General features: G+C 53.8%; 11 protein-coding genes. 5 read left to right on the top strand and 6 right to left on the bottom strand.

Going from position 1 to position 18431, the window contains the following annotated elements; all coding sequences use genetic code 11:
- Positions 1-904: 904 nt before the first annotated feature.
- From ilvB to AC3G2T_RS35330, 5 genes are all read left to right on the top strand, one after another.
- A complete protein-coding gene (gene ilvB / locus AC3G2T_RS35310; protein WP_488438408.1) occupies positions 905-2653 on the top strand; it encodes a biosynthetic-type acetolactate synthase large subunit in 1749 nt (582 codons plus the stop codon).
- Positions 2650-3135 (top strand): acetolactate synthase small subunit, encoded by a 486-nt coding sequence (gene ilvN / locus AC3G2T_RS35315; protein ID WP_474685958.1) that lies wholly within the window; start codon positions 2650-2652, stop codon positions 3133-3135. Before ilvB ends, ilvN begins: the two co-directional genes overlap by 4 nt.
- Before the next feature lie 191 nt (positions 3136-3326).
- Positions 3327-4319: a ketol-acid reductoisomerase gene (gene ilvC, locus AC3G2T_RS35320; RefSeq protein WP_474685956.1), complete on the top strand. Its 993-nt coding sequence runs from the start codon at positions 3327-3329 to the stop codon at positions 4317-4319.
- A 113-nt stretch (positions 4320-4432) separates the two neighbouring features.
- Positions 4433-5980 (top strand): 2-isopropylmalate synthase, encoded by a 1548-nt coding sequence (locus AC3G2T_RS35325; RefSeq protein ID WP_474685954.1) that lies wholly within the window; start codon positions 4433-4435, stop codon positions 5978-5980.
- A gap of 92 nt (positions 5981-6072) precedes the next feature.
- Entirely contained in the window at positions 6073-7269 is a 1197-nt protein-coding gene (locus tag AC3G2T_RS35330; RefSeq protein ID WP_488438409.1) for an aminotransferase-like domain-containing protein, read from the top strand.
- Between the two features lie 1399 nt (positions 7270-8668).
- Here AC3G2T_RS35330 and AC3G2T_RS35335 read toward each other — a convergent pair.
- The 6 genes from AC3G2T_RS35335 to AC3G2T_RS35360 all read right to left on the bottom strand — a co-directional run bounded on the left by AC3G2T_RS35335 (position 8669) and on the right by AC3G2T_RS35360 (position 17829).
- Complete coding sequence (locus AC3G2T_RS35335) at positions 8669-11239, bottom strand: beta-mannosidase (RefSeq protein ID WP_488438410.1); 2571 nt, start codon at positions 11237-11239, stop codon at positions 8669-8671.
- Positions 11240-11285: 46 nt separating this feature from the next.
- Positions 11286-12866, bottom strand: coding sequence for a response regulator transcription factor (locus AC3G2T_RS35340; RefSeq protein WP_474685948.1), 1581 nt, complete (start codon positions 12864-12866; stop codon positions 11286-11288).
- Positions 12847-14616, bottom strand: coding sequence for a sensor histidine kinase (locus AC3G2T_RS35345; protein ID WP_474685946.1), 1770 nt, complete (start codon positions 14614-14616; stop codon positions 12847-12849). The genes AC3G2T_RS35340 and AC3G2T_RS35345 overlap by 20 nt, the downstream gene beginning before the upstream one ends.
- Before the next feature lie 32 nt (positions 14617-14648).
- Positions 14649-15527 (bottom strand): carbohydrate ABC transporter permease, encoded by an 879-nt coding sequence (locus AC3G2T_RS35350; protein ID WP_488438411.1) that lies wholly within the window; start codon positions 15525-15527, stop codon positions 14649-14651.
- A gap of 18 nt (positions 15528-15545) precedes the next feature.
- Complete coding sequence (locus AC3G2T_RS35355) at positions 15546-16421, bottom strand: carbohydrate ABC transporter permease (protein ID WP_474685941.1); 876 nt, start codon at positions 16419-16421, stop codon at positions 15546-15548.
- Between the two features lie 73 nt (positions 16422-16494).
- Positions 16495-17829: an extracellular solute-binding protein gene (locus AC3G2T_RS35360; RefSeq protein WP_474685939.1), complete on the bottom strand. Its 1335-nt coding sequence runs from the start codon at positions 17827-17829 to the stop codon at positions 16495-16497.
- Positions 17830-18431: the final 602 nt, after the last annotated feature.

Raw genomic sequence — 18431 nt, forward strand, 5'->3', positions numbered from 1 at the left:
AAGAGCGGGCTGTTGAAAAACCCGCGTGCTGGAGCGAGCAGCATTTCAGCCTAGCAAAGCGGTGAATTCCTGCAAAAGTGCAGCTTTTTGCTCGTTAACACGCCTGCAGCGAAAAATTCCTGCAAATCTGCAGGTTTTATCGCTCAAATTCGCACTCAGGCCCAACATGCCCGGGAATTCCTGCACAATCGCAGGCTTTTCAGCCAAACGAGCCGTTTCCATCGAAAAAGCCTGCACTTTTGCAGGCTTTCTCTCCTTAGCCGGAGATGCCTTAGCGCTAACGCAAGTTCCAGTAGGCGAGTTTCTCAACAATTGCAGGCTTTTCAGCTTGCCAAACCGCTGCATGAACGGTTGCGCCCAAACGAGACGTGTCTGCTCCGCCCATGCCTGTGTCCTGCTCTGATCAACCTAACAGAGTGTCGCACTTGCTGCGGAATTTTTATTAGACAAACTATTGACTATAGTGGATGACACGCATATAATTGACTTTAAGTTATATTCTATATGTGAGGAATTGACATTGGATAATCGGCTATGAAGAGGAAGAAGTTGTGAGGGCAATTATGCTCAGAGAGCGTTGGATATGCTGAAACCATCGCCTTAATCCCTTACGTACGAGGTCACCTCGGAGCTGTTTTCCTGAAACTTGCGGGACCGCCGCAGCGTAGTAGGGAAAATCGGAGTAGCACACGTTACCGTGCTAGGGTATCGGTCATCATCGACCCGTACCTGCTAAGGTTATGCGCTGTGAGGCGCGTAGCAAATTTGGGTGGTACCACGGAAGCTCTAACCCCTTTCGTCCCGTTTAACACGTCATGTGCGTGTTCGGGATGGATGGGGTTTTTTTGATGGCCTGAAACGATGGCCAGCATAGCGAACTGACTTTTTGAGAGGAGGATCACAAATGAATGTCGAGACACAACAACCGAAAAGATCGAAAGAAGAATTGATGGAAAAACTGAAGCAGCCGGATTTGATTACGGGTTCGGAAATTTTGCTGCGCAGCCTGCTGCTGGAGGGTGTGGAGTGCGTCTTCGGGTATCCGGGCGGCGCCGTATTGTACATCTACGACGCGATGCACGGCTTCTCCGATTTTAACCATTTGCTTACCAGACACGAACAGGGAGCGATTCACGCTGCCGACGGTTATGCCCGTTCCACGGGTAAAGTAGGCGTTTGCATCGCAACTTCGGGACCGGGGGCTACCAACCTGGTCACAGGCATCGCCACCGCATATATGGATTCGGTTCCGCTGGTTGTCATTACCGGCAACGTCGCAACGAACTTTATCGGCACGGACGCGTTCCAGGAAGCCGACATTACGGGAATCACAATGCCGATTACGAAGCATAGTTACCTGGTTCGCGATGTAAATGATCTGCCCCGCATTATTCACGAGGCGTTCCACATTGCCAACTCCGGACGCAAAGGTCCGGTGCTGATCGACATTCCGAAAGATGTCTCCGCCAACAAGACCGTGTTCGAGCCTGTAACCGGAGTTAGCGTTCGCGGCTACAATCCGACCGTACAACCGAACAAACTGCAGGTAGATAAGCTGCTCAAAGCGATCGAAACGGCCGAGCGTCCGGTTATTATCGCCGGAGGCGGCGTCGTGTACGCGGACGCTTCCAAGGAACTGATCGAATTCGTCAACAAGACGCGCATCCCGATCACGACGACCCTTCTCGGGCTGGGCGGATTCCCGAGCGCCCATGAGCTCTGGATGGGCATGCCGGGCATGCACGGCACGTACACGGCCAACGAGGCGATTCAAAATGCCGACCTGCTGATCTCCATCGGCTCCCGTTTCGATGACCGCGTGACGATGAGACTCGACGGTTTCGCGCCAAAAGTGAAAGTGATCGCGCATATCGATGTCGATCCGGCGGAAATCGGAAAGAACGTCAAGACGGACATCCCTTGCGTAGGCGATGTAAAAGCGGTTCTGGAATACGCGAATACGAAGGCGAAGCCTGCCAAGAGCGAAGCGTGGATTGCGCAAATCCAGAAGAATAAAGCGGAATTCCCGCTGAAATACAACGACAGCGATAACGAATTGAAGCCGCAATTTGTTATTGAGATGATCAGCGAAACGACCAAAGGCGAAGCGATCATAACTACGGACGTAGGACAGCACCAAATGTGGGCGGCTCAGTACTACCGTTTCAAAAACCCCCGCTCTCTGGTAACTTCCGGCGGTCTTGGCACGATGGGCTTCGGGTTCCCTTCCGCCATCGGCGCGCAGCTCGGCAATCCGGATAAGCTCGTCGTATCGATCAATGGCGACGGCGGCGTGCAAATGTGTGCGCAAGAGCTGGCGATCTGCGCGATCAATAACATCCCCGTTAAGGTTGTTATTATCAACAACCAGGTGCTGGGAATGGTTCGCCAGTGGCAGGAAATCATCTACGAGAACCGCTACAGCCACATCGACCTCGCAGGCAGCCCTGACTTTGTAAAGCTGGCTGAAGCTTACGGAGTCAAAGGATTGCGGGCGACTACGAAGGAAGAGGCCAGAAGAGTTTGGCAGGAAGCGCTGGATACGCCGGGACCGGTCGTTATTGATTTCGTCGTGCCGAGGGGCGAGAATGTTTTCCCGATGGTTAAAGCAGGCGATACGATAAGTGACATGATAATGGGGGATTCGGAATGATGAGACATACGATATCCGTTCTGGTAAACAATCAGCCTGGAGTCCTTCAGCGCGTATCCGGCTTGTTCGGAAGAAGAGGCTTCAACATCGAAAGCATCACTGTCGGGGAGTCCGAAGAAATCGGACTTTCCCGAATGGTTATCGTCACGACGGGCGACGAGAATACGCTGGAGCAAATTTCCAAACAGTTGTACAAGCTGATCGACGTCATCAAAGTCGTGGATTTAAGCGCGAACCCGATGGTCGCCAGAGAATTGGCGCTTATCAAGGTTAACGCCGAGCCGGCGATGCGTCCGGAAATTCTCGGCATTGTCGAGACGTTCCGCGCAGCGGTCGTCGATATCGGACCGAGCTCGCTGATCGTGCAAGTTGTGGGAGATTCGGATAAAATAGATGCTATGGTCGAATTGCTTCGCCCTTATGGCATCCGCGAGCTTTCCCGCACGGGAGCGACTGCGATGATTCGCGGTTCCGTTCGGTAAGCGGAGGTCAACCGGAAAGGAAAAGCCTCCTTGAGTGGGGCTTTCAGCGGTGTACTCTTCCGCTTTTGAAAAGGCTGGGCCCGTTGGCAAGCGTCAACCGCCCGCCCGCGCATCCGGGGGTAAACTGTTGAAACACCCACTCAAGGGGTAGAAAATACGGATTTATCATATCAAAGGAGGATTTATTCCAAATGGCAGTTACTACTTATTATGAAAAAGATGCAGACTTGGCGGTATTGAAAGGCAAAACGATCGCAATCATCGGTTATGGTTCCCAAGGGCACGCACAAGCGCAAAACCTGCGCGACAGCGGATTGAACGTTATCATCGGTCTTCGCGAAGGCCGTTCCTGGAATACGGCAAAAAATGACGGTTTCGAAGTTGTATCCGTTGACGAGGCGGCAAGACGCGCTGACGTGATCCAAATCCTGATGCCGGACGAAACTCAAGCCCGCGTATACCGCGAGTCCATCCAGCCTAACATGAAAAAAGGCGCAGCATTGATGTTCTCCCACGGTTTCAACATTCACTTCGGACAAATCGTTGCTCCTGAAGGCACCGACGTGTTCCTCGTAGCTCCTAAATCTCCAGGACACATGGTGCGCCGCACGTATGTAGAAGGCTTCGGCGTTCCTGGCCTGATCGCAATCGAGAAAGACGCTACAGGCAACGCAAAAGCGATCGGACTTGCTTATGCAAAAGGTATCGGCTGTACACGCGCCGGCGTTATCGAAACGTCTTTCCGCGAAGAAACCGAAACGGATCTGTTCGGTGAGCAAGCCGTTCTTTGCGGCGGTGCGACTGCACTGGTTAAAGCCGGTTTCGAAACATTGGTTGAAGCAGGCTACGCTCCTGAAATGGCATACTTCGAGTGCTTGCACGAACTGAAGCTGATCGTCGACATGATGTACGAAGGCGGACTTGCTTCGATGCGCAGCTCCATCTCCAACACAGCCGAGTACGGTGACTATGTAACAGGACCTCGCGTGATCACAGCCGAAACGAAAAAAGCGATGAAAGAAGTTCTTTCCGACATCCAACAAGGCAAGTTCGCACGCGATTTCATCCTGGAAAACCAATCCAACAACGCGTTCATGAATGCAACGCGCCGCAACGAGTCCGAGCATCCGATCGAAGTCGTTGGCGCACAATTGCGCGAAATGATGCACTGGATCAAGAAATAATATAAGCTTTCACAATCGCAGGGAGTGATCGGAGCATGGTTTGCCCGTTCACTCCCTGTGAATACTATAAAGACGAGTAAGGCCTTTTAACAGCCATCAGGAGGTGACATACTGTGCGTAAAATTTACATCTTTGATACGACGCTGCGGGACGGCGAACAGTCGCCGGGAGTGAACCTGAACGTCCAGGAGAAGGTCGAGATCGCCCTTCAGCTGGAGAAGCTGGGGATCGACCGTATGGAAGCCGGATTCCCGGCAGCTTCACCGGGGGATCTGGCAGGCGTGAACGCCGTTGCCAGAGCGGTCAAGAATGCCTCTGTCATCGGGCTGTCCCGTTCCCGGGAGCAGGACATCGAAGCCGTCAGAGAAGCGCTGCAAGGGGCACAGGACCCGTGCATTCACTTGTTCCTCGCAACTTCGCCGATCCACCGCCAGCACAAGCTGCGGATGGAGAAGCATCAAGTGCTGGAAACCGCAGAGGCGGCAATCAAATACGCCAAAAAATATTTCAGCAAAATCGAATTTTCGCTGGAGGACGCAGGGCGCACCGAGCTGGATTTCATCGCCGAAGTAACGGCTATGGCGATCCGCGCAGGCGCAACGGTAGTCAATATCCCGGATACGGTCGGGTATATGACCCCTTACGACTACGGCAACATTTTTAAAATGCTGAAGGACACCGTGCCAGGCATTGAAAAAATTCAGCTGAGCGCGCATTGCCATGACGATCTCGGCATGGCTACGGCTAACGCGCTCGCGGCGGTATTGAACGGTGCCGATCAAATCGAAGGCACCATCAACGGCATCGGCGAGCGCGCAGGCAACACCTCGCTCGAGGAAGTGGCTCTGGCGCTTGAGACGCGCCAGGAATTTTTCCAAGCGAAGACATCGCTTGTTCTGAGCGAGATCTACCGCACCAGCCGTTTGGTCAGCAAGCTGACCGGCATGGTGGTGCCAGGCAACAAAGCGATCGTAGGCGCCAACGCGTTCGCGCACGAATCCGGCATCCATCAAGACGGGATGCTGAAGGAAAAAACGACGTACGAGATCATCTCCCCTGAAACCATCGGTGTCAAGGAGAGCAAGCTCGTACTGGGCAAACATTCCGGACGCCACGCGTTCCGGGAGAAGCTGGTCGACCTCGGCTACGACCTCGGAGACGAGCAGGTCAACGCCGCATTCGCCAAATTCAAGGATTTGGCGGACCGCAAGAAAAACGTGGCGGACGAAGACATCCGCGCCCTGATCGAGGAGAAGCTGATCGAGACGCCGGAAGTATTTTCGCTCGGCGCCCTGCAGGTAGCCTACGGCAACCAGATGACCCCGACGGCAACGGTGCACGTACGCCTGCAGGAAGGCGGCGAAATTGCGGAAAGCGCAGTCGGCAACGGCTCCGTAGACGCGATTTACAATGCCATCGATAAAGCGACGAAGGAAGAAGTCGAGCTTGACGATTACTCCATCAAGTCCGTTTCCCACGGGAAGGACGCGCTGGGCGAAGTGCATGTCGTCCTCAAGCAAAACGATATTTCCGTCCAAGGCCGCGGCATCAGCACGGACATTCTTGAAGCCAGCGCCAAAGCTTATCTGGATGCGGTGAACCGGCTTATCGACAAGCGCAAAACGCCGACGAGCAATCGCCGGAATGTCTCTTTGATTTAACGCACTTTGCTTTAGGCTCATCACGTTAAGCACCTCAACTGGCTGTAAGGGCTGTGGGGTGCTTTCTACAAATACGAAAGGATGCGTCCGTTATGAATTTTCGATTTTCCAAATCGCTGGATGGTTTTTCCTCATCGGCGGTGCGAGAAATTTTGAAGCTGACTCAGGGCAGCTCGATCATTTCTTTTGCCGGCGGACTGCCTGCAGAAGAGTTTTTTCCTCTGGATGCGGTGAGCGAGGCGTTTCAAAGAGTCATCGCCCAGGGCAAGGGGGCGCTTCAATACGGTCTGACCGAGGGCTTCAAGCCTTTGCGCGAGACGCTTTGCCGCCGTATGGCGACCAAGAACATGCACGTTACGCCGGACGAGATGCTGCTGACGACAGGCTCGCAGCAAGCTATCGATCTGCTGACCCGCGTGTATATCGACGAAGGCGATATTATTCTTGTCGAGAGACCGACTTATCTTGCGGCGCTGCAGGTGTTTCAGGCAAAAGGCGCACGCATTATTTCCGTAGACAGCGATAATGACGGGATGATTCTTGACGATCTGTCCGCGAAAATCGCCGCGCATAATCCTAAACTGGTTTATGTCATACCGACGTTCTCCAATCCGGCCGGCCGGGTATGGAGCCTGGAGCGCCGCAAGGGCTTGCTGAACATTTGCCGCGCGGCTGACGTGCTGATCCTCGAAGACGATCCGTACGGTGAGATCCAGTTTGACAGCAGCGCCACGTACCCGACGGTATTTTCACTGGGAGGCCGTGCCGAAGGAGGTTGCGTCGTGTACACGAGCACCTTCTCCAAAACGGTCGCTCCGGCTTTCCGCACAGGCTGGGTCATCGGCGATCAGACGCTTATCCGCCAAATGGCGCGGTTCAAGCAGTCCGCCGACCTGCATTCCAGCAGCATCGACCAGCAGACGCTGTATCATTTGCTGGAGCATTTTGATCTGGACGCGCACATCGCTTTGATCCGCGAACATTACGGACAGCGCATGAAGCTGATGGCAGGATTGCTGAACGAGCTGAGCTGGCCGGGAATGAAATGGGAGGAGCCGAAGGGAGGCATGTTCTTCTGGGTGGAGCTTCCAGAGCATATCCGCGCCGAGGAATTGCTCAAGCAGGCCGTTCAGGAAGGCGTCGCATTCGTGCCGGGGTCGACGTTTTTTGCCGAGAACCCGCAGTACAACACGATGCGCCTGAATTACACGCATACAGACCGCGACAACACGATCCTCGGGATGCAAAAACTCGCCAAAGCGATGGCATCTTATCTGCAAAATGTATAGCCGCTGAAAATGAAGCGGAAAAACGCCTCCAAACCTAATTGGGATGGAGGCGTTTTTTTTGCGGGCGGCGTGCCTGCGGGAAAAGCGGCAGCAGCGCTGTGGCGGATGCGCCGGAGCGCTTTGCCCGCTTATTGCAACGCTGGCTCCGCAGCGAGGCGGAGCGCTCCGCGCTGCCTCACAGGAGGAAGGCGCGGCATGAGCGCTATCGCCGCAGCCTCAAATGAGGAAGTGCCGCCTAAGTGCAATTGCGGCAGCCTCACAAGAGGAAGTGCCGCCCGAGCGCAATTGCGGCAGCCTCAAATGAGGAAGTGTCGCTTGAGCGCAATTGCGGCAGCCTCACAGGCGGAATCGCCACCCGAGTGCGCATCACCGCAGCCTCACAAGCGGAATCGCCGCCCGAGCGCTCATCGGCGCAGCTTCACAAGCGAAAGCGGCGGCGTTGCGACGGATGCACGGCGGCGTTTCGCGGAATGGAAAGGAAGGTCGCCACCAGCCGCACTACTGCAGCGTTATTTCACATCCGGCACGATGCTCGGTTTTTAGAGTCTGCAGGAGATTGGCACTCCCCCTGGCTTCACAGCACTATCGGAAAACCTGCAAAAGTACATCTTTTTGCTCCTTGAAGCTCCCGTTTCGGATAATTCCTGCAAATCTGCAGTTTTTTTCGCAGGTTTATGGGTCCAGCCCGCTCTTCGGCGGAAATTCCTGCACAATTGCAGGCTTTTCCCAAAAACGGGCCGATTCCAGCGACAAAGCCTGCACTTTTGCAGGTTTTCGGGTTACCAGCAGTTTCTAGCGAACGGATGTGCTGCGCAGCGAATCAAAAAACCTGCAAAAGTACATCTTTTTGCTCCTTGAAGCTCCCGTTTCGGATAATTCCTGCAAATCTGCAGTTTTTTTCGCAGGTTTATGGGTCCAGCCCGCTCTTCGGCGGAGATTCCTGCACAATTGCAGGCTTTTCCCAAAAACGGGCCGATTCCAACGACAAAGCCTGCACTTTTGCAGGCTTTCGGGTTACCAGCAGTTTCTAACGAACGGATGTGCTGCGCAGCGAATCAAAAACCTGCAAAAGTACATCTTTTTGCTCCTTGAAGCTCCCGTTTCGGATAATTCCTGCAAATCTGCAGTTTTTTTCGCAGGTTTATGGGTCCAGCCCGCTCATCGGCGGAAATTCCTGCACAATTGCAGGCTTTTCCCAAAAACGGGTCGATTCCATCGAAAAAGCCTGCACTTTTGCAGGCTTTTGAGTTATCAAGCCGTTCATGCGGTCGACCGACCGCGATCATAATCGCTGAAGCCGGCGGATGTTGGAAACTTTTCGCGATTGACAGTGTGCGTAAATAGGAAAGAGGCAGTTCCCCCTGTGGATATACACCGCTGCGGGACTGCCTCTTCGGGTTTAATTCATGGCGCTTACGCGGATGTCGGCCAGGGAGACCGGCTGACCATGCGGATGCCGGATGCGGATCACTTTGGTCTCGCCTGCGAGCAGGTCGAAGAAATTGTCGCTGAACCGGAGGTTGCCCTGCGGTATGTCGATTTTGACCATGCGCGCATGCGCTCCGTTTGCGGTGATAGCGACGGTCTGCTCCGCCGGATCGACTTCTACGCTGAGGCTCGCGGCAGGAAGCTGCAGATCCTTCTGGTCGCGCAAGTAGAACAGATTGTCCGGCGCCGCCCAATCCGCGGTGCTCAATTTCACGACGACTTGCGCAGGGTCCGCGCCGTTCAAGACCTCCGCTTCGTTCAGGCTGCCGAGGAAGCTTGCGGAATTGGCCTGCACGTTCGCGGTGAACGAGTGCGTGAACAGTTCTTTGCCGAAGTAGTCGAACACGCTGAGCTTGACTTGTCCTTGCAAAGCGTCGAGCGTATCGTTGACCGCCCAGACGCGCAGCGGCTGCCCTGGCTCATGGTCGAGCGAGAGTAGCAGCGGATGATAAAATTTGGCCGCATAGTAGAAAGACGCTTTCGGCAGCAGCTCATAGTCGATCAGCGACCAGCTTGTGCCGGGCCAACTGTCGTTGTGCTGCCAGACGAGCGATCCGCTCGTACGGTGCTTGTTGCGGCGGTAATGCTCGATGCCGTATTTGAGGCCTTCGGCCTGCGTCAGCATGGAGAAGTTCATATATTCCTCAATATCGCGGGGAATACCTGTGAATCCTTCCATCAGAAGAATGCCTTTTTGATGGTTCGTATCTTTGTTGCGGTAGGCCATCTCCACACTGTTCCAGTAAAATTGGCCCTGCGGAATATTTTTCTCCAGCGTATAGCGGTTTGCCGATGCGTGCATGCCGAATTCGCTGCTGAACAAAGTGAAGTCTTTTTTGTAGTTTTTAAAAGTGACGCCTTCAATGCTGTAATCGAGCAGCGGCGCTTCGCCGAATTTGCGGGGATACACGGAGCCGTGCCATACTTGCCAGTTGTGGCGGTCGCCGATATCCGGATCGTTCGCATCATTGCCGCCGAAAGGCGAGGAAGGCCAGTAAGCCCGGCTGTCGTCAAGCTCTTCCAAAGCTTCGGGAATCAGCTCGTGATAGATCGCCTCTCCATAGAAGGGACAATCGATGTCTCCGCCGGAAGATTTCATATCGTAGAGCCAGTCAATTTCGTTGTTGCCGCACCACAGGGCAAGCGAAGCATAGTTTCGCAGACGCTTGATGTTATACACAACTTCGTTGCGGACATTTTCCATGAAATCGCGGTTAAAATCAGGGAAAAGCGCGTTGGCAAACGCAAAATCCTGCCAAACGAGCACCCCTCGTCTGTCGCACTCCTCATAAAAGACGTCCTTTTCGTAAATGCCGCCGGCCCAGATGCGCAGCATGTTCATGTTGGAGAGGACCGACAGGTCGATCAGATCGCGGTAGCGCTCATCCGGAATGCTGCCGATAAAATGGTCGGCGGGAATCCAGTTGGCCCCTTTGGCGAACAGCTTGACTCCGTTGAGCACAAAAGCAAACGCAGGCCGGCCCTGCTCGTCTTCGAGCTGCAGCTCGATCATGCGGATGCCGAACGGCTTGCGGTACTGATCCGCGAGTTCCCCGTCCGCGTACAGCAAAACTTCCAGCTCGTACAAATACGGCTCGCCCAAATCGTGCGTCCACCACAGCTGCGGGCTCTTAACCTCAATCGCGAATGAATGCGAGCCGCCTGTTACGGGGCTTGCGGCGGAGGCAACGGCGCGGCCCTCCCGATCGAGCAAACGGATGCGGCATTCGCGCCGGCTTGCTTTGTCCTTGCTGCCATTGTCCCAACTGCCGTTGCCCTTGCTGCCTTTGCCCCGGCTCTCCCTGCCCGCGCGGTAAGTTTTCACTTCCACATCGACTTGCACATCGGCCTGCTCCTTGGAAACCGAGCGCGCTCTGGCAAAGACGCTTTCCAGCTTGGCAAGCCGCCTGCGCTCGATGCGGACGCCGCCCCAGATGCCGACGGTTACCATTCTCGGGCCCCAGTCCCAGCCGAAATTCATTGCGGCTTTACGCAGCCAGGGCCGTTCTTTGGTGTAGGACGACCATTGGAACTGCTCTTTTTCGCGGTTGTGCAAATAGAGCGGATCGAATTTTACGGCTATCGTGTTTTTGCCATTTTGCAGGATGCGGGTGACGTCAAACGTATGCGCCATCAGCATGTTGGCGGTCGTGCCGATCTCGTGCCCGTTCACGAAAATCGTGGCGAACGTATCGAGCCCTTCGAAAATCAGCTCGTGGCGCTCCCCGCTGCCCTCATTCAGCTCATATGAAAAGGAATAACGGTACCACCATTCCTTTTGCTCGATCCATCTGCTTTTTTGATCGTTGTGTCCAAAATAAGGGTTATCGATAATGCCTCTTTCGATCAATGCGGAGTGCACGTCGCCCGGCACTTTGGCCGTAATCCAGAAGCGGTCGTCCAATCCGGCCGACGCGATGTCAAGCGCTCTGGTTTGTCCTGCTTCAAACTGCTGAATTCGCCATAAACCTGATAATTCCATGAAAGTTCTCTCCCTTAACTCCATTTGGCATCCGTTCCGCCTGGCATCAAATTTTGGGTGATGATCCTGCTTGCTGATTCGCTTCTTCCCGGAACTCGCTGGGCGTTTTTCCAGTGAATTTTTTGAACACCTGGCTGAAATATTTCATATCCTCGAATCCTACGGCCGCGGCCACTTCGGCGATTTTGACGGGGGATACGGTTAAAATTTCCATGGCCCGGTTCATTTTTTGCTTCGTTACGTAATCGCTGAACGTAATTCCGGTTTCTTTTTTGAACACTTCGCTCAAATGATTCGGGTGCAGATGAACGAACCTCGCCACCTGCTGCAGTCCGACATCGCCGCTGAGGTTTTCCTGAATATAAGCCATCGCTTTCTGGGCGTGGGTGGCTTGCCCTTCCGCGAGCTTGTGGTGGTACAGCTCCATCAGGGAGAGCAGATGCTGGAACAAGGCATCCCTGGGGGCGGAGCCGCGCTTTATCGCAAAGCCTGTTACATGCTCATCGATGTTTGCCGAACGCCCGGTTGCCGCCAAAACCCGTTCCAGCCAGCGGTGGGCAGACAGGGCGGCCGAGCGGATCAACGATTCCAGGGACTCGATAGTCATCTGGGAATTGTTCAATTCCTGCTGGATATACCGCTGAACCCAGCCTTTCAAAGCAACGGAGTCGCCTTCCAGCATAATGGAGGAAAGCTCGATCTCCTCCTCGTGCGAGCAGACCGTTTTGCCGCCTTTGCGTTTGGAAATGTGCGCATAATCCAGCACCGGCTCTTCGATCAGGTGTTTATAGCTGAACGCGTAGTCCGCCGCGGCATACGAATGGTACAACTCGTCCGGTTGGCCGACGGGCTCGCCAATGGCCGTATAAACCTTGCATTTCAAAAGCCGCTCGATCTTTTGAAATGCCGCGGGACGCGCCGCGAAGCGCTCGTTCGGGCTGCCAAGCCGCATCGCCATCACGATTCGCTTGCGGTGAATCAAAGTCTCGCACGGCAGCAGCTCGTGGAGCATGTTGGCGGCGGCAAACAGCAGCAGCGATTCTGCCGAGGCCGTCTCGCCCCAGCCTTCCGCCGCGATGATATAGACGAGCAGCTTGCCGCTTGCCGTCTCGCCTTCGTTGAACAGGAGAGGCAAATAGTCGGGGAGCAGCGCGGCATCCACCGATTCGGTCTCTCCTTCAATAATCCAGCGCTCGAACAGCCTGCCGCGCATTTCCTTGTTTTTGTACAAATCCTGGTTATGGTGTTTCCATTTGTCCTCAATGCTCTGCTTGACTTTCAGCACCGTTTTAATGATTTCTTCCGGTCTGCTCGTTTTCAGCAAATAGTCGCTGACCCCTTGCCGGATCGCTTGCTGCATGTAGGCAAAATCGTCATACCCGGAGAGGATGATCGCTTCGATCTCAGGCAAAATTTGCTTGGCTTCCTCAGCGAGCTGCAGGCCGTCCTTGCCCTTCATCCGGATGTCGGTCAGCAAAATGTTCGGCTTCTCCAGCGGGATTCGCTGCAGCGCTTCCTCGGCGGAAACGGCCGGCTCCAGCAGCTCCAGCCCGATTTCGCTCCATTTGATGACTTTAGCCAAGCCGGTGCGGATAATAACCTCGTCATCAACGATCATGATTTTCATGAGTGCCCTCCAAAATAGGAATGGAAAAAGAAACGCGCGTGCCCACATGCAGCCTGCTTTCGATCTCGATCCCGGATTCGATGCCGTAATGCAGTTGAAGACGTTCGTGCACGTTCCGCAGCCCGTAGCTGGCGTCAGGCGGATACGAGCCTTCCTGCGGGCGCAGGCTGTCTTTGACGAGCTGCAGCTGCTCTTCGGACATGCCGATTCCGTCATCAAGCACCATGAAGTTCATGCTGTTCCCTTTCTTCTCCGCGTAGATGGAAATCAGGCCCTTCTGATCGTTCTTTTGGATGCCGTGAATCATCGCGTTTTCCACGATTGGCTGCAGCAGAAGCTTCAGCATGTATGCGTCGTTCAGGTCCGGGTCGATCGTAAAATCAACTTCAAACTGATCCGGGAAGCGTATCGCCTGCACCTGAATGTAATTCCGGATATGCGCGAGCTCCTGCGACACCGTGCAGTATTCTTTGCCTTTGTTCAAGCTGAAACGAAGAAAATCGCTGAGCGCGCCGACCATTTCGGCGATCCGCTCTTCCTCCTTCAGCAGGGCGATCCAATGGATCGAAGACAGCGTGTTGTACAAAAAATGCGGATTGATTTGCGCCTGCAGCGCGCGCATATCGGCTTCTTTTTTGCGGGCTTCGTTTTGAATGAGCTGCTTTTTCAACGTTTCGATATGTTTGCCGAGCATATTGTAGCTTTGCGCCAGCCGCCCGATTTCGTCATCCGTTTCCGCCGGATAGAGCGGCAGCGGCTCGGACGGATTCACTTTGGACAGCAGACGGGTCAATGCGCGAAGCGGGTTCGTAATTTTTTGAATGAAAAAAATCAATAGTATGGCGGTCGTCAAAACCGATATGACGACGGCAATGCCCGTCAACTGCAGGATGTAGCGGTTTTGGGCGCTGTAAAGCTCGAAGGGAATGACGCCGATAAGCGTCCATCCGGTGCGGACATCCCGATAAAACAGCACGTTTTGCTTGGCGTTCCCGCTGCCGCTTGCCCATTCGCCGGATACCTTGCCTGCAGCAAGCCCCGCTATTTCCGGAAACATCGCCCCGGCAGGGCGGGCCAGCCAGCTTTTATCCGTAGATGAAATGACGTCATAGCTGCCGTTCAGCAGCGCCACTTGACCATGGCCTTCGGCAAGCTGCGTCTCCGACCAGATGCGGGACACCGTCTGCTCGTCCAGGCTGATCGACAGCCAGCCCAGCGTCTGATAATTGTTCACACTGCGCAAAGGGCGGATGAAGGAAAAAACATGGCGGTCCCCTGCATAGTTTCGTATCGTGTACAGTCCGGTCCACAGCTTGTCCTGCACCTGTCTGACATCCATCTGCTTGCCCAGGTCGCTGCTATAGATCGTCGTCGTGGACAGGGGATCGCCCCCGTTTGCCGGATAAATCGTGATGTTGGACAAATAGTCTTTGGAATGCATAAGGTTGGTCATCAGGCCGAGGATGCGGGTTTGCGCGGCCACATCATTGTCGGGCTTGTTCATATACTCCTGAATGTCCCGCAGGCCGATCAGGAAAATTGAAATATTTTCGACATCGCCGATAATAAAACGGAACTTGGCATCCATTTGCGCGAGAGTGTCAAGTCCGGCCTGCTGCGCTTTCTCCTGCGTAATGTTCGAAGAAATGACGAAGGCGAACGAACCGAGAAACAGCAGCGGAATTAGCGCCGTTACAAGCAGCATGAAGGATAGCTTACGCCGCAGGGAGTATCCCATCCATCGCCACATTCATGTATCCTCCTTAGCTTTTGCCTGTACGATCAACCCTTCACGGCTCCGGCCGTCATTCCTTTCATAACCTGTTCCTGGAACATCAAATACACGGCAATGGTCGGAAGCACCGAAATCGTCATCGCAGCCAGCGTCAGGCCGTAATCGGTCTGATAGCCGTCGGCGAACGTAGCGATGCTCAGCGGCAGCGTTTTTAGGCTGCTTTTGCTAATGAAAACAAGGGCAAAGGAAAAATCGTTCCAAAAGTGCAAAAAGCTCAAAATGATGACCGTTGATAAAGCAGGCAGCGAAATCGGCAGCATAATCCGCCAAAAAACGCCCCACAGCTTGGTTCCGTCAATATAAGCCGCTTCCTCGATTTCTTTGGGCACCGAAGCCAGATAAGCGGTTAGCACAAATATGGCGGTCGGAAGGGCGAAGGCGGTATAAGGAAGAATAAGCGCCCAGTACGAATTCAGCATCGAAAGCTGCTTCATCAAAATAAACAGCGGCACCAGCGTACTGTGAATCGGAATCAGCATGCCGATGACGAAAAAAGTTAAAATGATTCCCTTGAATCGGAACTTGAATCTGGCCAGAACGTATGCCGCAAGCGAAGTAATAAACAATGTCAAAACCAGCGAGACGGCGGATACGATGACCGAGTTGACGAACGCGAGGCCCATCTTGGAGGTGTTCCAGGCCGTCACGAAATTGGTGAAATGCCAGCTTTCCGGCAGGCTGAAAGGCTTGTTGAAAAACTCCGCATTCGATTTAAACGAACTGATCACCAGCCAGAAAAGCGGGTATAACGTTAAAATAGCATATAAAGTCAAAAACGTCCAAAATATGCCTTGTCTCCATTTTTTCATGGAAGAACCCGTTTTATTCGCACTCGCTTGCGGCCGGGCTGCTGCCAAATAGCTCATCTTATGTTGCTCCTTTCTTTACGCTTTCGCGCTTCTGTTCGTTAACCACTGGCTGATGCCGATAAAGACAAGACTGATGAGGACAATCGACGTGGATATGGCGCTGCCGAATCCGTAGCGGTACGAAGAGAAGGTTGAGTTGTACATATAAGTTGCGAGCAATTCGGTCGCATGCGCCGGACCGCCCTTGGTCATTACGTAAACGAGGTCGAACGATTTCAGACTTCCGGAAATACAGAGGACGATGGCGATTTGCACGGTGCTCCAGATCATGGGCAGCGTCACGGAAACGAGCTTGCGCGCTCCTTCCGCGCCGTCAATTTGCGCGGCATCGTGGATTTCTCCGGGAATGTTCTGAAACGCGGAAATAAAGATGATCAAATAAAGGCCGACGAAGCTCCAGACGAGCGGGGGAGCAAGGGCGAAAATCGCGATTTTCGCGTCGGACAGCCATTGCAGCTTCCAGCTTGACAAACCGAGCTTGTCCAGCAAAAAGTTCAAAATGCCGATCTGCGGGTGATAAATATATTGCCAGATCATCCCGATGACGACGGAGGAAAGCACCATCGGCATAAAGACGGCGGAGCGGATGAAACGCTGCAGGGCATTGCTTTTATGCAGCATGATGGCAAGCACCAGAGCGATGGGAAGCTGGCCGAAGACCGCTACGGCGACAAAAATGATGTTGTTCTTGAACGCTCTCCAGAATACCTCATCGTGAATGATTTCAACATAGTTTTTGAGGCCGATAAACTTGGCGGCGCCGATGCCTTTCCAGTCGAAAAAACTGTAGTAGCTGGACCAGATGACCGGAACAAATACAAATAGAGCATAGATCAAGACGGCGGGGAGGAGGCTTAACACAACGAACCTGCGGACATACGCTGTATTCATCTTTTCACATCCTTCGGGAAAGTAGCCAGCCCTGCCACAAACGTGGAGGGCTGGGGGTGTTGCAGCAGTTCCTTTATTTGCCCAGCGCGCCTGCTTGCGCGTCCTGGATTTTTTTGGCGATTGCTTCCGGGTTGCCGCCCATGAGCAGCTCTTGCAGATTGTTGTTGATGACATCAACGGCAGCGGAACTCAGCTTGGAATCGTAGACGGGAGTAATTTTCACAGTTTTCATCAGCTCGTTCAGCTCCACGAACAGCGGTTGAGCTTTGCTTTTGTCCAGATCGATTTTGTAGCTGACGAGCGTGCTGCTGTTCAAAGTCGCCTGCTGGCCGTCCGGACCGGAAAGCGCGTAGAACAGCTTCATCGCCGCGTCTTTTTTGGCGCCGGTCAGCTTTTTGCTTACGCCCATGCCCGTGCCTACGACGCCGGAAGTGGATTTGGCCTCGCCTTTGCCGCCGTTAACAGGAGGCAAAATCGTAACGTGCGTTTGGTCCAGCACTTCTTTCGGCGCATTCGTTACAACGTCGGCCATCGCCCAGCCTCCGTCGATAAACATAGCCGCTTTGCCTTGGAAGAAAAGCTGTCTCATCTGGTTTTGATCGATGCTGTTAAAGCCGTCCTGGAAAGCTTTCGCGTTGCTGAGATCCTGCAGCGTTTTCAAAGCTTCGACGAACTGCGGATCTGTAAATTTGGCGCCATCTTGTTTCGCCGCTTTCAGGAACCAGTCCGTTCCGGTCACGCGGTCGGCGATCGCGCTGAAAATGGTGGATTGGACGGCCCAGTTCGCTTTATTGCCGAGGGCGATCGGGATTAATTTATTTTTGTTGAACGTGTCGATTGCCGCTTTAAGCTCGTCCCATGTTTGGGGAACCTGTACATTGTATTTGTCGAACAAAGCTTTGTTATAGTAAATGAAAGAGGTAGGTGACAGGTTCATCGGAACGGAATAAATGTTGCCGTCCACGGTATAGCCGTCCAGCGCGTTCGGAATGAAATTGTTTTTCCACTCCTGCTTGCTGTCGAGGAAATCGTTGATCGGCTGCACGAGATTGCCGCTCACAAACTCCTTCGTCATGGCGTCGGGCCACATCACGAACAAATCCGGCATTTCATTCGCCGCGGCTACGGTTCTGAGGCGCGTTTTCAAGCCGTCTGTCGGGAGACCCTCGACCTCAAGCTCGATATCGGGGTTTTGCGTTTTGAAATCGTCCAAAATTTTTCTCATGGCGATGGCCTTTGCATCCTGGCCTGTCCAGTTATGCCACACGGAGAGCTTGACTTTGTCCGTGGACGTTCCTGCCGCCGCTCCCGCCCCCTGCGGATCCGCAGGTTTTTCGCCGCTGGCGCATCCGGCAAGCAGCGTAGTAGCGGCAAGCAGCGTTGCAGCGATTTTTATCATTTTTTTCATGATATTACTGACCTCCTGTATTTGCGATCTATCTTTATTCTACGGATTCCGGTTGTTTACGTAAGATGAAATGGATAAGGAACAGGGTAGAAAATGATCGGATTCGCCGGTGCCGCTCGGGTCGAATCATATCGGCACCGGCGAATCTGCGCGCAGCTCCCGGCGCGCGGTGCTGCACGGCATGACGGCGGTCGGTCGGCCACAATATCCCGGAGTGTACGAGATACATTATTACTAGGGTATCCAGAAGGGCTGAACCCTAATGGATGTCAAAGCCAGCGTGTGGTTGCGGTGCGATGCGGTGGGGCAGGGTGACTTACGGCGATTCGTGCAGCGAACGGAGGGAGGGATAGCCTGCCGACCGTGGGGAAAACCTGCAAAAGGCGCACACCCGCTTGGCAAAGCAGGGAAAACCTGCAAAAGTGCAGTTTTTTCCTCGCTGGTACGCCGGAAACGAAAAATTCCTGCAAAAATGCCACTGGCTTTGCAAACAAAACCCTAACTGTGGGATGAAATCCATATAAAGGTATTCGTGATGAGATGGCACGCATGTAGTTGAGTGTCGTTTGGTTGCAATTTACTATAATTCGATATATATATAA

It is taken from the genome of Paenibacillus sp. sgz302191, from assembly GCF_057749925.1.